Source organism: Chryseobacterium sp. CBTAP 102 (assembly GCF_003201365.1).
Classification (GTDB): Bacteria; Bacteroidota; Bacteroidia; order Flavobacteriales; family Weeksellaceae; genus Chryseobacterium; species Chryseobacterium candidae.
Genome location: NZ_QICX01000023.1, coordinates 1 through 19,514 on the forward strand (window position 1 = coordinate 1; position 19,514 = coordinate 19,514).

Consider the following 19,514-nt stretch of genomic DNA (forward strand, 5'->3'; position numbering starts at 1 on the left):
CCCAATTTGATTTGGGGGGCTTGGAACCGGTGATATTCCTTTGTAAATGAAATAGGGACAAGGGAAGCGCAGGGGCCATATAAACCCTCAAATTCGGGCGAAATTCTTGCCCGGAAGGGGAAAGGCCCTGGGGAAAGAATTATGACGGAATTTGTAGCCTTTTGGAATTTCCAGAAAATGACGACAAATCGAAATTGCTGCAGCTGTTCCTGGTTTCTTTTTTGTCGACAAATTTTCGCTCAGCTTTCCGGATCTGCTTTCTGCAGAAAAAAAATTTGTCGACTTTTTTAATGCGATAAAGATTGAACGGCATGTCTGAAATCCTTTTCAGGAGATAAATATTTAACAAAAAAGTCCAAAGAGATAATCTCATTGAAAAGATTGAGTAGTGAAAGCTTGGGTTCCCCAGGACATCGCCCGAAACCCGAAAAAAAGACCTACCAAACAATTGATAGGTCAAAAACACATCAGCCACTTTCAAAAGAAGCCATTTATTGTAATAAAAATCTATAATCACTTTTCAGGCTTGGTTACCTGTTCTTTATTTACATCCTGCTTATCCTTCCCTTTCTTTTTTATAAAATAGAATGCCGAAAAACTTAACATCATAATGACAAAAAAACTTATTATCATGAAGCATCCTATATTTAAAGTCTGCAAAAAACATCCTTCTTTTGCTTTTCCATTGACAACAACCGGAGAAATAGGATTTATGGGATAGCCACAACCAGGGCAACTATCAGCATTATCAGAAATCTTTCTGCTACATTCAGGACATTCAATTAGGGCCATCTTTTAAAATTAAGAAATGAAAAGCGAAAATATTAAATTATTGTGTATTTATATACTTAAAAAGGAACTGAGCGTCCTTCTCTTCTAAATTAAGAATGAATTCAATCCAGGCAAGAGTTTGAAACTTACTAAAATTTTTACAGACCTCCTTAATATCTATGACATCCGGATTATTTGAAAATATCTCATTAATTGAATCAAGTTCAGTGGTTTTAATAAATCTGAAAACCTTTTGCATATTTTTTCCACTCATGTTGTATATTTTTTGGTTAATAATAATTTCTAGGTGTAAAACTAAAAAAAAAATTGGAAATATCCAATATTTTTGGATTAAAATTTACTATTTTTGAGGAATAAAAAAGCTCTCTAAAATGTTGAAAATGAAGAAAACGATATTAATATTATCACTACTATTCGGGTTATCACAGCTACAGGCCCAGGAGAAGTATATACAATATGATAAAAAATATATTGAATCTTTGGGCGAAGATGATGACATAGATGAAACATTACACCTAAATACCTTTAAGGAAAGGTTCGATTTTTTGAATGCAAATACTCCCCTTAGTATAGATTATAATGAAGTTACCTATGCTTATGTAAAAAAGTATCTATCTTATAGATGGTATGGAAAAATTATAGGTCTTTCTACTTATTATTTTCCTTTATTTGAAAGGAAACTTTCACAGTATGGAATGCCTTTGGAACTTAAATACCTGGCAGTGGTTGAAAGTGCATTAAATCCCCGAGCTGGTTCCTGGGCCGGGGCAAAAGGATTATGGCAGTTTATGCCAGCTACCGGGGGGCAATATGGGATAAAAGAAAATGATTACATAAATATCTTTTATGATCCAGTAGGAAATACGGATTCTGCCGTAAGATATTTAAGAGATTTACATAAGCAATTGGGAGATTGGAACTTGGCAATATCAGCTTACAACTGTGGAGCAGGAAACGTGAATAAGGCTATAAGAAAAGCCGGTTCCCGGAACTATTGGAAAGTAAGACCTTATCTACCAAAAGAAACACAAGCCTATGTTCCATCATTTATAGCTGTAAACTATCTTTTTAATTTTTATAAGGAACATAATTACCGGCCACAATATTTTAAGTTCAGTTTTTTGGATTTAAGGATAATCCGGATAAAAGAAGATACAACTTTGGAAAGCTTGGGGAGGCAATTTAATTATGAAGTTTTAAAGTTTGCTAATCCTCAATTTACGACTAATTTTATACCAAAAGGAAGTATCATTTATGCAAAATAAAAGGGTAAGCTAAGCTTACCCTTATTTTTTTTAATGAAAATTTAGTTGACCTGAACATAGCAAATCCCTGTTTGTGTGGTAGTTGCTCCTGTATTATCATAAACAGTTACTGTATAAGACCCATTTGTAACATTCATATTGGAAATATTGTAATTATAGCCAACATAAAGCTGTTCACTTCCGGCAATTCCATTATTGAAATCAACTGTTTGCTGAGGGTTAGAAATATAATCTAAGGTAAAAGATTTATTCTTTTGTTGTCCTTGATAAAAGTAGGTACAATCAAAAACAATCTTAGAGATTTTATTGGTAGTACCTGCTGAAGCATTTATTTGAGCTTGAGCACCTACTAAACTGTGATTTACATATCCATTGTTATAATTACTTATATCTAGGAATGATAATTTAATTGCTGAATTGGCGATTGTTAAAGCATTCTCTACCTTAACTGTATAACTTTTTATTTCAGATTCGTTTCCAAATTCATCTTTAAACTGAATGTTATAGGTATAGGTTCCTACATTTACAGCATTAAAATTATAAGTAAAGCTTCCATTGGCTCCCAGGGCGTAAGGAACATAGACATTATTTGTATTTTGTATTCCTGCCATGTTATTGTTGGAAGCACTTGAAATCCAAGTTTTATACTGAACTGAAGTATTAGGAGTGATTGGAGATTTTTTAATCACTCCAATTAAACTCATAGCTGTATTTGGAAAAACCGTAGTTCCACTAATATTCATGCTTTCCACTAAAATTTCTCTTTTAGTAATGGTCTGCTGAATTTCATAATCCTTCGTAACTGTAGCATTTTTAATTGAATATGTCAAAACCCCTTGTCCTACCTGATTAGTAGATAAGACAACATTGAAATTATCAATATTAGGCAGTGGATAAAACTGTCCTGTACTAACTGCCACACCATTAAGTTTAATATCTCCGGAGTACGAATTGAAACGAATTTCATAACCTGTTGTAGGTTGTCCAGGGTTAGGAGTAATTTTCATACTGTAATTCGTAGGATCTGCCTGATAGATCGTGCCATTTCCTCCGGTAAAGGTATGTGCAAACTCACTTGTTCCATAAGGGAAAGCGAATGTTTCTTCTTTACTTACATTCTTTGAATTTTTGGTAATGATTTTAACTTCATGAGAACCGGTTACATTACCAACATATTCAAAAATATTATCCTTATTAGTCAAAGGATATTCCTGATTAGCTGTAAGATTTTGCCCGTTCAATTTAAGCACACCGTTTAAGCTGGTTGTAAACTTAAAAGTCATTGGTATTGCTGTATAATCATAAGTAGGTTTCACATTGAATGTGAATTGGTTTGATTCTCCTACAGCTTTTTCAATAAAGTTCTGATCTCTTTCTATGGTGTAACTGAATTGTCCTCCATCTGCCCACTCGTCTCCGTCCTCACGGCAAGAATTTAAAATAAAATTTAGACTGCAAAGAGCTATAATAAGTGCGAAAATCTTTTTCATAATAGTATTCTTAAAATGTAATTTGTTAATTAATATAAAATCTTAGTCCTCCTGATAGAGCGTAATTTGATTTTGAAAATTTACTCTTCAAATCATACAATTGTGTATAATTTGCTGTAAATGATAATCTTCTTAGAATAAATATTTCTGCTTCTGCTGAGCCTGAAATTCCATAGACAAAACCTTTTACTTTAGTTGGGATTTCTGCATTATACTTAGGATCTGTTTGGTTTCCGTCATTAGCAGATTCATAAGCTCCATATCCTCCGGCCCAAATATTAAGCATTACTGGATATAACCCCTCATAACTATAACCTGCATTTACATTTACTCCATATTTCTGATAGGGTAAAATCTGTTTGTCTATATAGCTTACTTCATAGTTCTGATAGAAGGCTTCTGCCTTACCTAAAAGCCCCTTATTTCCAAAAACCCTACCATAACCAGCCTTGGCCATATAACCGGCTTTTAACTCCCCTTTTTCAGGTGAATATCCATATTCTCCATAAATAAAAGATTGATTGTTTCTTCTTCCTTGTGCATTGGCTAACACTGTACTAAGGGCCAATAGTAAAAATAATGTCTTTTTCATGTTTAGTTTGAGTATTGCGCTTTTAAAATATATTTAGGGGAAATAGGTAAATTAATCGTTCTTTCGCCCTCTGATTCTGTCATAATCATTTGAAGAGTTCTATTCTCTGCAATGGTAAATTTGTCGAACACAAAAATCATTTTGTTCTTTGATTTTCTTTCAAGCTTTTCCGGCTGATTCGTCCAGATCGGTTCAAAGGACAATTCCTTGATATTGGTTTCTTTTTCCTTATAGCTCATTCTTCCTTCCTGTTCTGCCGGAGATATGAAGCTTATCCCCAAAATATCATAAGGAATATTGGTCCTGTTATCAATTTCAACAAGGAAAAAAAGTTTTCCATTGCTTGAATAAATTCCTTTGATAAATCCTTCTATACCTCTATCGAATGCAGAGTTTCTATTATTAATATATCCTTTCTTTTTAAGGATTCTTTCAGCAGTAAGGATATAATCTTCTTTTGCTTTTTCTTCAGTAACAGGAGTAGTACTGATTGTAGAAGACTGATCCGGTTTTGTTTCCTGTATTACTTCAACTTTAGGTTCCGGGCTTACTTCAGCAACGGGAACAGCTTCCACTTTGGCTGAAGGTTTCTTTTTTACATAAGATTTTTTCGCAGTCTTTCTGTAAACTTTTTTCTTTGTATGTTGGGAATATCCTAATATTCCGAACATGATAAATGATGCCAAAAAAATTTTCTTCATCGTTATAATTTTAATTGTTAATAAATTTGAATGATTACGTCTGTATTTTGATTAAGTTTAATTTTGTCCTGGGAAGTTCCCCGCGAATTGGAGGCTCTGCTGATTATTCCGCCTACTACCGGGATTCTTGAAGATTGGCTTACTGCTTCATCCCGTATATAATCACCTGTACCGCTTCCATCTCTTTCCCCTGAAATGGGCATTCCCTCATCTCCATCAAATCCCATTACACTTCCATTGATAGGAATGGTTTTACCATTTATTTTAATAGTTCTGAAGCGAACTGTTAAACGGTCTTCTGAAATTCTAGCACTTCCGGTAATTACCTGCCCCTTTTTGGTTTGTTCACCTCCTATTGTTGTAGGCTCTAACATAATAAATGAAAGATCTCTTCCATTAGAAGCAAACCCGGTTGAAAGAAGTTTTGCCCTTATTTTTTTAGATGCTTTGACTTCTACATTTTGAACCGGTTGCGGTGATGGTGTTACATCAGTATAGGCCGGTTCATAGGTTTGTGCTTTCGCCTTTGGCTTGGTAGGATAATTTTTAACATCAGAATAGCCGATTGAATTATTCTTTGGTTCTGACATCTGCCACATATCATAATTTCCATAGACATCATGACTATTTTTAGGTGTTCCGGAAGATTGAGAATAATTACTTCCTCCTGTGGTTCCTGGCTGATTTGAAAGCTGTCTGTCAAGTTCTGCTAGTTCTTTAGAATAATCAGCATTTTCAGTTGGAACCGTCTCTTCAGGTTCTGTGGTTTTAATACTAAAATCAGGCTGATCTTTATCTGTATTAACAGCTTCTAATTTGTTATTATATTTGATAAGCTCCGATTCAGGAGTAGTAAAATCATCAATTGCATTATTGTCTTTTTTATCTCCTGAAGTAACCAGGAAGAAAAAAGCACCTCCAAAAATCAAAACAAGACCTGGGATAAAAATAAAATTCGTCTTTTGTTTCAGAGTAAGAGAATTGAATTTTGTCTTTAACTGTTCCAGCTTATTTTTTGGGGGGAGTTTTTCTATGCTTTCATTATCTGTATTTTCCATTACTTAGTCTTTGGGTTTTGATTAATAGAATCATTCGATTTGGCTTCGTCCTGTTTCAAGGTTTCAGTCATATCTTCGCTGACTACTTTTTCCAGTTCTTCAGTAAAATTGGTAATTAAATATCCATAAGGATTATAAGGATAATTTCTATTCGACTGCTCTAAAACAAGGTTTACTTTAGCATTATAATACTCTTCCTTATCCCCATTTACCCTAGTAATTCTCACTGTAAAAGAAGCTTTATAAGGGTCCTCATTAGACATTTGAAAGGTATTTTGCATTATATAAGCGGTCTGCTTTAGTCCCTGCATTGACATGAATAAATCAAAATATCCCTTGGATGCCCTGTCTTTTATTACCTTGGTAGGCTGTTCACCAACTAACCAATATACACGCTCCCTTTTCCTTTTCATCGTATAGCTATCCAATTCGTAATATTGACTTACAAAATATTCAATATTGGCCTTTGCCTGTATTTTCTTTCCTTCTTCATCTTCTAGTTTTTTCAAAGGAACCATATTACCTTTTTCTGTTATGCCATAAATATTTTCTGCGCTTTTCTCATATATAGATACACTTTGATAAGCAGAAAAACCGATGGCAGAAACCGCCACTACTGTAATGGCCCATAAAGTTTTATTATATTTTTTCAATACGGAGTAAAAATCCATTCCGTATGTTAATTTTTCTTTTTTTTCGCTCATTATTGGAACATTGAATTAATATAACTTGTAACATATTGGAAAAGCTTGACCTTGATTGTAAATGTTACAATGACAGTCACTAAGAGGCCAAAACTATAAATTGTCAAAGAGGTAAAACCTACATCTGCTTTTGTGTCAAATTGATTGGCTAAGGTCGTTCCTACAAGAGTAGTAAATTTTATAATACCGATATAAGCAATACCCATAATAAAAACGCCTATATATCTTAAAATCCATGAGTAAAAAAATCTACCCAATTGTGAGGAAGTAGAAAAAGCTATGGCCATAGGGAATAAGAACTTTAACAGTTCTAATAAAAAAACTCTTTGAAGCAAATATCCTGCGGTAATTGAAAGGTCTGCAATTTTACATAATCCTGCTAAAATTGCGGCCACACAAAGCATTAGAATATAAGGTCCTTGCACAACAAATGCTTCAATGACAGACAAGCTATCTAAAAATCCATCTACATTTCCAATAGGAACCGCTTCAGAGAATTTGGTATCAATCTGTTCTATTAATTTACTGTACAGATCGGTTCCTGTCATTTTCATTTTTTGGTCAACTCCTGCAAACGCTTTTTCTATTACTTTAATTACCCAATCACTTGACATAATAACAAAACCAAAACCTAAAACGGACATGGAACCTCCCATTTTGGGCTGACTGTCCCAATTCCAATTATCTTTTACATACTGCTCAGAAAATCTGAGCAAAAGGAAAAGTAAGGCTACGATTTTTGCTCCCTTAATACCATCCCCAAAAAGGGTTTCAGTGTCAAGCTTTGACATTAAGTCAGTAATGAAAGAAAAGTCCATTATTTAGCGTATTTTTTTATTAAAATATAAGCTCTAAAAGCTTGTGATTTTTGTTCTCTTACAAGGTCAATTCTTTCCTTATCCGTCATGGAGAAAAAGTTATTAGAAGTAAGTTTCTGAATAAAAACAAGGGTATTGGTCAGGTTATTAAGACAAACACTTATAGTATTCAGAGCATTTTTTTGGAATTCAGCTGTACTAAATTCGCTTAGTCTGCCTTTCACTGAAGTAGCTATCTTGATAGATTCCTTCTGCATTTTTAATATATCCCTTAATTCCTGCATATCCCTAAGAACTCCGTTCACCCTCTCAACCTTTTCTTTCATCTGCTTAAGAACCCTGATTTGCTCTTCCTGCTTATTGATAAGATTTTCCGTTTTTGTCAGCTGTTGCTGTGACATTGCTATGGATTGAGCCATTGCGGTTTCTACTCCTGGGTCTGAAACGACTAACTGTGCATAAATGGAAGTTGTCGCAAAAAATAAAGCTGTTATTATAATTTTTTTCATTATGCTGATATTTTAAGTGTTTTAGTTACAATTTCATAGATGGCCTCGTCTCCCACTTTCTCATTTTCATTTTGCTTCTTCTGATCTTCCTTGCCGGCCCAAATCTTAAAGGCTTGTTCATGTTCTATCATTGTATTGATGGCCTGTTCCATATCTCTTCCAGTCAGTTCAAAAATCTTCATAAGGATGGCATTCAATGTACCCTCTGTCTGATAGGCCCAAAATACTTTTTTAGGAACCTCCAACCTATATACTCCAAACTTATTCCCTCTCTTAATAAAGACTTCAGAATAAGGATGTGAAGGATCATTATAATTACTTTCCAAGCTTTCCATTTCATAAAGCGCATGGGTTGATAAACCAAAACGTTTTTGAATATCCTTATAATTAGCCCCCTCGAGAACAAATAAAACCTCACTGTTATCAATGATATTTTGAGAAGCCGGTACATTCTCCGGAAGCTGATTTATGGTCTGTAAAACAAGGAACAGGGAACCTTCTTGTTTTCGGATAGCCTGGAACAACCATTCGGCCTGTCCTAACATTCCTGGCCACTTCAACAACTCTGCAAACTCTTCCAGGAAGACATATCCTCTTGTGGATTTATCCCTCCAAATAATTTTCTTAATTGCCGTATTGATAACCTTTAACATCAAGCTAACCAAAAGTTGATTATCTCTAATTTTATCAAGTTCAAAAACAACAAGCTTCTTATTATAAAGTTCTGCTCCGTATGATACTCCTTTCTCACTGTTATAAAGGAAGCTGTAAACTCCATTATCTATGAATTCAGACATCATTAAGATAAATTCATCATCATCAAAGAACTCCTTCTTAATATTAAGCAGAGTAATAAGTTCCTCTCTATACTCAATGAAGCTTTTCACAAAATGAGGTAACGAATGACCTGTACTAATATTGGAATAGTAATGATCCAGTAGCTTTCTAAGCTCTGCTTTTTCCTTTGCATTCATTTTCCCGTCAAGCCTTTTGAAATGAACTTCAATGAAATCTACCAACTCTTCTATTTTTTCTGTGGTAATGCTTTCATTTTCTCCCAATTCAAAAGGGTTTATACCTAAATTATCACCTTCATTATAGGTCACATAGGCTACATCGTTAGGGAAAATAGAAGCTAACTTGCTGTAACTTCCCCCCAGATCAATAATTACATTTCGGTAACCGTGGGTAAGAGCGAAAGAAGAAATGTGATTGATATTAAATGATTTCCCCCCTCCGGTTTTTGTAATAATAAGCCCACTCCTTGACTTCATGTATTTTTTTTTGGCGTCCCATAAGTCAACTTTAACCGGTGTATTGTCTAGTCTTGAATTATAAAATACTCCGGAAACATCACTTTTATAACGTCCTGTGTTCAAAATAAAGGAACTAAATACTTCAGTGGTTGCAATGTAAACGTGTTCATCTAAGAACATGGATGCATTCAAAGGATAGCTAAATTCATATTGAGCAAGTAAATTATCTCCAAATGGCCGGTTCCCGGTTATATCCAGCTCTTTGAACTTTTCGGAAACAAGCTGAACTCTTCTTTCCAGTTCTTCCTTTGTATCAGCAAAGAATATAACATTATTATACCCTCTTATCAATCTGATATGGGACTGATTCTCTGTAAGGTCATTAATCATCTTGGTAGTTTTATCATACCAAAACTGATTACTTCCGTCAAATCTTCTAAAATCCCTAAACTGTTTATTGGTTTTTTTCAGTTGATTAAAATGAACATCCTTTTTATCTATAAAAGCTATCTGATTATAGATATGTGTAAAAGGTAAATCAAAAGAAAAATTCTCACCATAGTTTTTATAGAATACATACGGGTCCTTTGTCATTGCGCCATCCTTAACACACGTATTGAATTTATCCGGAAAGTTTTCTTCATGCGGAAATCTTAACAGGGTGCAATATTTATTACCTACTCTTATATAGGCCCAATCCTTTTGTATTTCAGAGTTATAATCATTATTAAGCCCATTATTAATAAACTGATAATAATTATCTATATACTCTTTTTCCAATGGCTCTACCAAAATTCTATTATGGTTTTTTAATCGAATATTGTTCAGATAAGCAACACATTCATTCACAGCAGGAATAAAAGCATCAATTTTACTGTCAAATTCTTTAAATTCCTTAATATTAGGAGGTCTGAAAGGATTCTTTAACCTGGAAAAATTTATATCCTCATTTTTCTTAATAAAAAATATATTACAGGTATGGTTTAGATATTTCATACCATCATAATACACCTTCGTACTTTTCTCAATAAAATTAGCTTCAGGAAAATCCTCTGTGCTAAGCTGATCTTCTAAAAAAAGGTCTTGTTTGAAACAGATGGACCCATCAGGGAGATCACGCAAAGCTTTTGCCCATAGACTATTTAATTCGTCATAATCATCTTCGCCCAACGAATATTTTTCAGGTAATGTTACCCGAAATCCTAACATAAAATTTCCTGATTTACTAAAGCTATGATTTTCCATTTTTGTTTTTGGTTAAGTCAGTTATTTCTTTTGGAAATTTCTCATATAAAAAAGACTTCATTATGTCTTTATTACTTAAAATTATCTTATTGATTACATAAGAAATAGCATTGATTATTAATACTATAATAAAGCTTCTAAAAGAAAAGTCTGAAACTACTATCAGTGCTGAACATAAACCAATGCCGGCAAATATGAGAAAAGGCGTGGGGGCAAAGCCCCACACTTCCACTTCTTTTCTTATATTCTTGTGAGTTTCAAGACTTTTCATTAATTAAATTTTACTCTAGTTTTAATGAATGCGTAAGCTCCCACAATCGCCAATGTTATCAATACTCCATAAAGTAAGATTCTTAATGCCTGGCCTACGTCTTTATGAGACGAATAGTCATTAACAGCAACAATACAAGTAATTAAGAACCCGATAATAACAATTCCGGCAGCTGCCTGTTTAACGTCTCCTAAAACTTCATTAACAGCATCACCAAGGCCGATCCCACCGGCAAAAAGCATATTACAAGCTAATACTGCTGTAAATGTTAGGGAATTGACTAATAATTTTTTCATTCTGAAATTTTTTAATGTTCGACAAAATTATAAAATATATTGGATATATCCAATTTTTTTTCTTTTTATTTCTCGCTGACAGGAGTTTTATTTCTCCTTTAGCCCTAGATTTTCAGCGAATTGATTGACTTGTGCTAAAATCTTATTGTAATTTTGAATTACTATGTGTTTCATAGTATCATTATAATCCGGAAGGGGTTCTTTTTTAATATTCGGAAGTAATTTGAATTTATACATTTCAGCTTTTCCTGCATTAATCATAGCAAACTTCCCCTGTGTAAGATTGGTAAATTCGTGCGATCTGAACTTTGGAACTTCTTTTTCGCTTATCGTGGTAGATACCCCCCCTTTTCCTGTACTTCTTGACCTTGTTTTAATCTTAACCGGTTCAAAGTAAGATTCATAATATTTGGCAGTTTCTGCTTCGTTGGCCCTCCCAAAATAAAGAGTGGAGAAGTTGGCAATAATTTCTTTAAACTTTGTATCTCCGTATGCTGTTTCTCCCTGTTTTTTATCCTGGATACAATAAACAACTCCCATATTAAAACTGGCCATCGTGGCCACAATTCGGGAAAGGTTTTTAATCTTAAGTGTTACGCCTTCATCCATAAGTAGGAAAGATGGCGGTCTGTTCGGTTGCATCATTTCCCTGGTCATACTGTGAACCAATGTTGCTAATAATGGATTTAGGGCCTGTTCGTTCTTTGGTTCATTGATGATGGCCACAACCTTCCTGTTCCCTGTTTTATTGATATTAAAATCAAGCTCATCACCACTTAAGGCCCAAAATGCATCCGGATAGCTAATTTCTCGTAGAGCATTAGCTAAGGATGAAATTACCCCGGCTGTTTGTCTTTCTGAAGCTAATCCCATAATGAAACTGGAAGACTGCATTTTTGCTCTTGGGTTTGATATTAAAAATTTCTTCAGACCTCCAAAAGTATCATAAGAATCTTCCTTCAATCCTTTAGCTTCCTCTTCCTTTAATGAAAAATCTACGGATTGTATGAAGGCACATACATGGGGCAAATAGCAAAGTTCCGGATGATCCAGGGCAAACTTTAAAATTAGGCCACTCATTAAAGAACTTGCAGATTTAACGAAGAAATCACTTTGCCCATTTAAATCAAGTAAATTATCCAGTAATACATGAACTATTGAGTTTACATCTTTTTCATCCTGAATTCTTAAAGGGGAAATAACATTAACCCTTGCTGTAATATCCGGACGATGAATTGCTATTGTTACATGATTTTCAGGAAAAAGCGGTCTTACAACTTCGTAAAGCTCCCCATTTTTATAATCATAATAAATTCCGGCAAAATTCTTTTCTGCAAAATGCAAAGCATAAGGATATACTAAGGACGCTGTTTTTCCATGCCTGGATGCTGCGAAAATGGCAGTATGTGCAAAAACGTTCCTTGCTATTTTTTCACCCTTATCTGTCTGTAAAACTACATCTTTGATTGGGTCTGCCGGCTTTTCTTTCCCAACGGTTCCCAAGGCAATACCTAATAAAAAGGACGGAACCACTACTCCTACCAATAAGTATGGAATGAAAAAGAAAGCGAAGTATTTGTATAATACAGCTACAATCATGAATGCCATCCCAAAAAATAATACTTTTAAAATTGGGTCCTTTTTCTTCATTCCGTTAAATGCAAGTCCGACGATGGCCATAAAAGCCAGGATAAATACAGCTAAGTATTTGAGATTGATGTTTAAAATTTCGTTTATTTCCATATTACATTCCTTTATCCATTACTAAATTTTTAATGTATTTTACAGCCTTTATAACAGCATCCAGTTTACCTTTTGGTAAGCTGGTAGGCAAGGGCAGTTCCGATATTTGACTTTTGATGTTATTGATATTAACCATGCCTACAATATCTTTTGCAGAAGTAGGTAATTTAGTAGGCAGGTTAATACCTACAGCTGAATGATTGGTCAGCTCCCTTAATCCTAACTTTTCAGTTATTTCCTGTTTTACTTTACTCATCAGCATTCCTTCTGCTTTACCTTTTAATTGGTTTGAAAGAGTTTGCTTATACTTGAAATGCTCCTGCATATCCCTTTCATATCCAAATTCTTTATCGAAGATATTTTCTATATTCTCAAAGAACTGTGACCGGTCAAAACCTACTTTGGCCCCGTTGGCCATGATATTATCTTTTTGATTAGAATTTGGAGACATTGAGACTTTATCTTCCGGGTTCACACTTGTTTTATCATGCCTTGATACGACAATATGGGAATGATAGTTTAGTCCTCCTTTTTTCACCCCTTCTTTTATTATTTCTCCGGTATATCTATCACGTTGTAAGGTATCCGTCAGCTTTGCAATTTTGTTTTTATTTTTGGAAGGTTTATTGGGGTCTGTCAACTTTTCAATTTCTTTAAGAATGGGTCTGTTATATAAAACACTTTTATCATTATGCTTGTAAGTTCTTTCCGTTTCAACTTTCGCATAGTAAAGCAGGTCTTTTCCAGTCACTTTCCTTTTTGTAGTGTCAAAACCTTTTTCTTTCCAAACTTGGTTTTTTATATCATCTTTTACATTTCCAAACTCTTTGGCAATCCCATATTTTATTGCATTTTTTATTTTATTGTCAAGCTTATATTTCTCAATTAAAAATTTCTCTCCTTCTTTTTTCAGATCCGCTTCTTTTATTGTGAACTTTATAGGTTCTGTCAGCCCTGGTGTATCAGCTAAGAAAATGTAATTTTTGTACTCTTCCTCTTTATGTTTTTTGTCTTCAGTGGTATATTCCTTAAAATCTATTTCAACCAACTGTTTACGTTCATCGTCCCTTTGTACGGCCTGTTCTAATATTTTAGTAATTTCCTTTTCACTTTTAAAGTAGATTCCTTCTTTACCTTCAGCCTTACTTATCATTGCATTATTAACCCAAAATCGAACTTCCTCTTCTCTGCCTTCTGGTTTATAAGCAATAAAAGATGAATTATTTTTAGATTCCAAAACCTTAGCCTGAACAAAATAATTATCATCTTTCGCCTGGTCCTGAAGAATATTTTTATCAATCAGGAAATTTTTAAACTGTCGGTCTATTTCCTTATTCTTCAGGAAGTCCTTAGCTTCTAACATTTCTTTATTAACATTCTCCTTAATGGTATTATATTCTTTGGCAAATTCCTTTTGAGCCTGGTTCATAATATGTTTTTCAAACTTATGCTCAAACAGGTTCCTTTCCATTGTATATTTTCCATTCGGAGAAATATAAATATCCTCATACTGTACATTGAAATTTAAAGGCTCCTTTAGACCTGTATTATCAAAAGTTAGCTTAATACTATCAGAATTTTTAACGAACTTTTCTCTTTCAGTTTCAATTTCTTGAAATTCAGAAATTTGAATTTTACTTTCATTTTTTAGCGTAATAAGTTCATTGATTTTATACTCATAGAATTCCGTTAGAAGTTGCATATTTCCTTTATCATCAGGATCTTTAATTGCAAAATTACCAACCCACATTTGTACTGGTTCCTCCAACCTTTGATCTTCGATTGATAAAAGCGTAGCTTTTTCACTTTCAACCAAAATTTTAGCCTTTATAGAAGTTGTACTATTCCAATCCTTTATGGACATTTTCGGTCTATCTTCTAAGTACTTTTCTTTAACCAAAAATTTGTTAAACTCAACAGAGCTTTTAATATTAAGTTTTTTATAATCTTCTTTGGAAGGCACTTTTTCCGGATATAAAAAAACTTCCTCTCCTTTATCATTCAGACCTTTTGTGACATCAAAACCTTCTTTTTGTATATAGGAATTCAAAATTTCCTTTTTCTTATCAGAAAATTCCTTCGCCAAAAACTGACTTTTGATTTCATAAAGCTTATTTTTAAAAGTACTTTCAGGAATAAAACAAATTCCTTTATCAACTTCTACATCCTTCCTGTCAAAGTACAGTTTCAATTCTTTATCAAACTTATCCCAATGCCTGGTAATACAAATTTTATCTTCTTTTATAAAATCAGTGAAATATGCGGTATCCTCCTTTGCAGATGCCAAAATTTCAACCTGTTCTTTTTTAGACTTTTCCTTATCTAAAAGGGCATTGTATTTATCTGAATAATATTCCTCGCTAATAAAAAGTTTATCATTTTCAACTTTGTATTTGTTTTCCGGAACAAAAAGATCAATATTCTTTTCCAGTTCTTCTGAATAGAGAGTAAATATTTTACCGTGGTCATATTCCTGTTTAATTTTAAACCTCTCAATATTCAGAAAAGCAGATTCAGGCTTATCATCCTCTAATTTAATCCCCTTTTCCTGAAGAAAAGCTTTGTATCTTTTTTCAATTTCAGGCTTCATTTGCCTTCTTTCCTTATCTTTAGGCAGATCTTCCTGATTAGCGTATATTTCCCTATCCATTAGCCGGGCGTACTCGTCCATCACCTTTTGAGTATAAAGTTTAATTTGAAGCTTCATAAGCTGATCTTTCTGCTCATTGTAGAATTCCAAAGCTTCAGGTTTGTCCTTAATATCATCTAGGATTAACCCTCTTGATTCCAATTCTGATATAGCTATATCTTCCAGGTGCTTCAACTCTTTTTGACTAGGGGCGAGATTAAACATATAGAAATTGCTTTCCTTTAAACTTTTCGTACCTCTGTTTCCATCAATTCCCTGGATAGCTTGTTGAACACTTATTTTGGAATTCGGGTCGTTAAGATCATAGGGATTAAAATCTTGGTTGAAAAAATGTTCCTTTCCATTTAATCCCTGAAGGGCTTCTTCAATTTTCTGTGCCGGTTCTCCTGGTTCTTCAGAATTAAATCCCGTTTCTGAACCTTCCTCATTACTTTCAATTTCCAATCCCTTTTCTTCTAAAATTTTCTTTTGGCTTTCTCTTTCCTTTTGTTGGTTTTCTTTATCCAAATAATGAAAAATATTTGTAGAAGAAGTACTAGAATTTACATCATGAGATTTAAAATTTGAATACATTAGATTAGTGAGTTAATATAGTTCCATTCTTCCAAAGGAAGATTTACAACGATGCTTTTTTTCTTTCCTAACATGGTTTCAACTTCTTTAATTTCGCTATTGAAAATAATCTTTTGTAAGGCTTCCTTGTATCGATTTAACAGGTCTGAATTTGTAGAGTTATCCTGACTTTTTTCTTCAATATTTGAGGGGACATCAGGCTCAAAAACTCCCTCTTTTTTCTCTTCCTCAAAATCATTTTTTTTGACTTCTTCCGGCTTAGGAAGATTAAAATTAAGTGGATTTTCCGATTTTACATTATTCAATTTATCTTCTGCAATTTTATGAATTTCATAATTTGAAATTTTGTCCAATATTTCAAGTTTTGCAGTTAATGGCTTCAAATGATCTTTTTCAATTCCCCCTACCCAATTTCTCATGGAAGCATAACTTTTCAAAATTTTATCTTCATGTTCTTTGAATTTAGAAAAGATTCTATTTTCCAAATCGACTAATCCTTTTCGATAATCTCCAATATAATCTTCCCGTAAGTTGATCTCATTTCTTAAGATAAAAAGTGAACAGGTCCGGACTGTATTATCATAAGTTTTAAGATTAAATCGTGTGCTTAAATCGTCCAGGAGTTCCTTTGTTTCCTCTGATACTTTAATATTCTTCATTAGTATAAGTATTACAATTAAGATACCACAAATATACTTTTAAATTACTAAATTCTAATACTTTAAGATAAATTTATATAAAAAAAGAATACCAAAGTATATTAAAAGTATACTTTATAAAAATATATAAATCATAACTCACAATAAACCAAACAGATATAAACAGAGAAATTTTATTTCTCCGTTTCCTCTTGCTTAATCTAAAAATTAGACCGTTCCGGTCTTTTTTTTAGATTCCATTCCTCACGGAATGCTCCGGGTTCCCCGGGGCTTTCTCAAAAATATTCGTCCTTATTTATCCGGCATATTTCTGCAAAAAAAAATGCCACATAAAAATGTGACATCTTGAAAAAATTATTAGTGGGGTTACATTAAAATCAATTTTTATCTTCTGGAATTTCCTTGGAAATTTCTTTGGACGGAGCTTCTTTTCCCTGAAATTTTTGGCGCAACCTGGATTGAATTTCTTTATGCCCTTCCAATTTAAATAAGAAAAAATAAAGCGCTCCAATTGCTACTATACTATAAAAAGTAGTGTCAAACCAAAATGGTATTTTGACAAAAAAACCTATAATTAGATAAATTATAAATATTATGAGAATTGTAAAAGTTAGTGATTTATCCATCTTTTTTTTGTTTAGATTCTTTTATTTCCTGATCGAAAAATTTGTTCAGATCCGCTCCTTTTTCTCTGAGAAAAAAAAGCAGTTTATAAAGCTTATTTTTTTTATAATTTTTTTCGACATACCATCGGTCCCATTGGGTTAAAATTTCCTCCGGAATATCATTTGCTTTTTGTACGATTTTTTCTCTTACGTTTTTGAGTGACATAAAAATTTTTTAGGATTAAAATAAAATCGTCCAGTATCAATTTAAAAAATGGTGACAATTTCATACCAAGCAAATTTAAAAATTTAAAGTTAAACAAAGATATAAAAAAATTGGATATATCCAATTTGATGCAAAAAAAAAAACCTGAAATTTTTAAAAATTTAGTCCAAAGAGATAATTTATTATTTCCCCTTTATCATCAAATATTAGCTACAAAATTCCATAAAAGATTTTATTGATATATAAATTATATCGTACGATATAATTTTTTAATTTTACGAAACACAAATAAAATAGTATTATGAAATTAAAACCAACCTATGAATTTTATGATCTCTTTCAGTTCATCTATGATTACTTTAATGAAAATCTCTTCGGGTCTGAATTACCTAACTGTATGATTGTAATAACGAGGAAAACAAAAACATTTGGTTATTATTCAAACGAAAGGTGGATAAATAAAGAGAATATTAAGACAGATGAATTGGCCATAAATCCAATTTACTTCAGCAAATACCCATTAATTGAAATGCTTCAAACTATGGCTCATGAAATGGTGCATCTATGGCAGTTTCATTTTGGTAGACCCTCCATACGGAGTTATCATAATAAAGAGTGGGGAAATAAAATGCAATCCATTGGACTTATGCCATCCAATACAGGGAAAGAAGGGGGGAAAAAAACAGGTCAACAGATGATGGATTACCCCATAAAAGGGGGAATATTTCTTGATGTCTGTTCTCAGCTTGTAAAAAACCAACGTTTTGAAAAACTTTGGTTTGACCGCACTACAACCGTAAAGATAGAAACACTCCTGAATACCAATACAGTTTCTTCAGAAAATATTTTAATAGAAGATGTGGAAGTAGCTAATTTCCTTTATTCAACGTATACGATAGATTCTCCGATCTACTTAGGAAATACAGATTCTTCAAAGAATAAATATCAATGTCCTGGTTGCGGAGTAAATGTATGGGGAAAAAGAGATCTTAATTTAATTTGTGGAGATTGTGGGGTAGAATTTGAATATCAATAATTTTTTTTTTTTGCTGGGTGGGGGTTCGGGGGACGGGGGCATAAGCCCTCCCCCGATTATCCAGGTGGGGGAAGCTTCCCGGGACCTATTTTTTTTACCCTACTTATATCTCCGGGAACAAACGCACAAATCAAATTGCCCCGGAGGGGTTCAGGAGGGTCCACGGGCCACCGTGGATACCCAATTTGATTTGGGGGGCTTGGAACCGGTGATATTCCTTTGTAAATGAAATAGGGACAAGGGAAGCGCAGGGGCCATATAAACCCTCAAATTCTGGCGAAATTCTTGCCCGGAAAGGGTAAGGCCCGGGGGAAAGAATTATGACGGAATTTGTAGCCTTTTGGAATAATCAGGCTCGGGAATCCGGCAGAGGGAAGACAAGCTCTTGAAACCTGGCGCAATTATTGACGGAGGGGCCGAAGCCGGGAAAGAATTGTGACAGGTTACAAATCCTTTTTTAAAATTACGGAAACCCGTAAAGGAATCCCCGGAAAAATATTTCCGGGGAATTAAATTATCCTATTCTCGATTTTAAGCCCAACCCTTCCAAATAACTACTTTGTGCAAAACTTAAATATCTATTGACTTGTTTATATCCTAGTCCTACCCGTTTAAAAAGCTCTTTCCATATTTTTATGGTAAAGTTAGAATATACCTGCCCACCACTGGAATAAAGGTCATTTGCTTTTGCTAAATTTATTAAATCTTCATCCGTCATGTCTTCAAGTTCCTTAACTTGTTCCACCGGTTTCATTCCCAGTATTTTTTTATAAAAAGCAGAATCATCAAGTTCTATAAAAGCCTGGTCTAAAAGTGGTTTTAATTTCAAAATATCTTTATCCGAAATTGTGATTTCTCCTATTGATAAAGTTACTGTTAATGTTTTTTTTACTGATAATACTTTTTTCATGTCTGCAAAAATTTAAAGTGTTGTTATATTGATTTTTATTACATAGTAAAGGTACGGAAATAAACCGAATAAACCAAATATTTATTACATTTATTCATTAAACGTTTCTATTGTA

The 19,514-nt window shown here is 33.4% G+C and carries 19 protein-coding genes; 2 read left to right on the top strand and 17 right to left on the bottom strand.

Annotation, left to right across the window (positions count from 1 at the left end; translation table 11 throughout):
- Nucleotides 1-513 precede the first annotated feature (513 nt).
- On the bottom strand, nt 514-792 hold the full coding sequence (locus tag C8D70_RS20255) for a zinc-ribbon domain-containing protein (protein WP_110368483.1): 279 nt from the start codon (nt 790-792) through the stop codon (nt 514-516).
- A gap of 380 nt (nt 793-1,172) precedes the next feature.
- Here C8D70_RS20255 and C8D70_RS20265 point away from each other — a divergent pair, with 380 nt between their 5' ends.
- Nucleotides 1,173-2,057 (top strand): lytic transglycosylase domain-containing protein, encoded by an 885-nt coding sequence (locus C8D70_RS20265; protein ID WP_181416174.1) that lies wholly within the window; start codon nt 1,173-1,175, stop codon nt 2,055-2,057.
- Between the two features lie 41 nt (nt 2,058-2,098).
- On the opposite strand, the gene C8D70_RS20270 is transcribed toward C8D70_RS20265, so the two are convergent.
- From C8D70_RS20270 to C8D70_RS20340, 15 genes are all read right to left on the bottom strand, one after another.
- On the bottom strand, nt 2,099-3,547 hold the full coding sequence (locus tag C8D70_RS20270) for a hypothetical protein (RefSeq protein ID WP_110368486.1): 1,449 nt from the start codon (nt 3,545-3,547) through the stop codon (nt 2,099-2,101).
- 25 nt (nt 3,548-3,572) lie between these two features.
- Nucleotides 3,573-4,139: a hypothetical protein gene (locus C8D70_RS20275; protein ID WP_110368487.1), complete on the bottom strand. Its 567-nt coding sequence runs from the start codon at nt 4,137-4,139 to the stop codon at nt 3,573-3,575.
- A 2-nt stretch (nt 4,140-4,141) separates the two neighbouring features.
- Nucleotides 4,142-4,840, bottom strand: a complete 699-nt coding sequence (locus C8D70_RS20280) for a DUF4138 domain-containing protein (RefSeq protein ID WP_110368488.1) — start codon at nt 4,838-4,840, stop codon at nt 4,142-4,144.
- A 17-nt stretch (nt 4,841-4,857) separates the two neighbouring features.
- Nucleotides 4,858-5,898 (bottom strand): conjugative transposon protein TraM, encoded by a 1,041-nt coding sequence (gene traM / locus C8D70_RS20285; protein ID WP_110368489.1) that lies wholly within the window; start codon nt 5,896-5,898, stop codon nt 4,858-4,860.
- Entirely contained in the window at nt 5,898-6,602 is a 705-nt protein-coding gene (locus tag C8D70_RS20290) for a hypothetical protein (RefSeq protein WP_110368490.1), read from the bottom strand. Before C8D70_RS20290 ends, traM begins: the two co-directional genes overlap by 1 nt.
- The gene (locus C8D70_RS20295) at nt 6,602-7,393 is read right to left on the bottom strand and encodes a hypothetical protein (protein WP_228408073.1); all 792 of its coding nucleotides are present in this window, start codon (nt 7,391-7,393) and stop codon (nt 6,602-6,604) included. The genes C8D70_RS20290 and C8D70_RS20295 overlap by 1 nt, the downstream gene beginning before the upstream one ends.
- A gap of 26 nt (nt 7,394-7,419) precedes the next feature.
- Nucleotides 7,420-7,929 (bottom strand): hypothetical protein, encoded by a 510-nt coding sequence (locus C8D70_RS20300; RefSeq protein ID WP_110368492.1) that lies wholly within the window; start codon nt 7,927-7,929, stop codon nt 7,420-7,422.
- Nucleotides 7,929-10,430 (bottom strand): helicase HerA domain-containing protein, encoded by a 2,502-nt coding sequence (locus C8D70_RS20305; RefSeq protein WP_110368493.1) that lies wholly within the window; start codon nt 10,428-10,430, stop codon nt 7,929-7,931. The genes C8D70_RS20300 and C8D70_RS20305 overlap by 1 nt, the downstream gene beginning before the upstream one ends.
- Nucleotides 10,417-10,701, bottom strand: coding sequence for a hypothetical protein (locus C8D70_RS20310; protein WP_110368494.1), 285 nt, complete (start codon nt 10,699-10,701; stop codon nt 10,417-10,419). Before C8D70_RS20310 ends, C8D70_RS20305 begins: the two co-directional genes overlap by 14 nt.
- Entirely contained in the window at nt 10,701-10,997 is a 297-nt protein-coding gene (locus tag C8D70_RS20315; protein WP_146212909.1) for a hypothetical protein, read from the bottom strand. The genes C8D70_RS20310 and C8D70_RS20315 overlap by 1 nt, the downstream gene beginning before the upstream one ends.
- 87 nt (nt 10,998-11,084) lie before the next feature.
- On the bottom strand, nt 11,085-12,740 hold the full coding sequence (locus C8D70_RS20320; RefSeq protein ID WP_110368496.1) for a type IV secretory system conjugative DNA transfer family protein: 1,656 nt from the start codon (nt 12,738-12,740) through the stop codon (nt 11,085-11,087).
- A 1-nt stretch (nt 12,741) separates the two neighbouring features.
- Nucleotides 12,742-15,963: a DUF5712 family protein gene (locus tag C8D70_RS20325; RefSeq protein ID WP_110368497.1), complete on the bottom strand. Its 3,222-nt coding sequence runs from the start codon at nt 15,961-15,963 to the stop codon at nt 12,742-12,744.
- A complete protein-coding gene (locus tag C8D70_RS20330; protein WP_110368498.1) occupies nt 15,963-16,622 on the bottom strand; it encodes a hypothetical protein in 660 nt (219 codons plus the stop codon). Before C8D70_RS20330 ends, C8D70_RS20325 begins: the two co-directional genes overlap by 1 nt.
- Before the next feature lie 377 nt (nt 16,623-16,999).
- A complete protein-coding gene (locus tag C8D70_RS20335; protein ID WP_110368499.1) occupies nt 17,000-17,248 on the bottom strand; it encodes a hypothetical protein in 249 nt (82 codons plus the stop codon).
- Complete coding sequence (locus C8D70_RS20340; RefSeq protein WP_110368500.1) at nt 17,241-17,453, bottom strand: hypothetical protein; 213 nt, start codon at nt 17,451-17,453, stop codon at nt 17,241-17,243. Before C8D70_RS20340 ends, C8D70_RS20335 begins: the two co-directional genes overlap by 8 nt.
- Before the next feature lie 301 nt (nt 17,454-17,754).
- Between C8D70_RS20340 and C8D70_RS20345 the strand changes: the two genes are divergently transcribed.
- The gene (locus C8D70_RS20345; protein WP_110368501.1) at nt 17,755-18,489 is read left to right on the top strand and encodes a SprT-like domain-containing protein; all 735 of its coding nucleotides are present in this window, start codon (nt 17,755-17,757) and stop codon (nt 18,487-18,489) included.
- Nucleotides 18,490-19,003: 514 nt separating this feature from the next.
- Here the strand turns inward: C8D70_RS20345 and C8D70_RS20355 are convergent.
- Entirely contained in the window at nt 19,004-19,399 is a 396-nt protein-coding gene (locus tag C8D70_RS20355; protein WP_110368503.1) for a hypothetical protein, read from the bottom strand.
- Nucleotides 19,400-19,514: the final 115 nt, after the last annotated feature.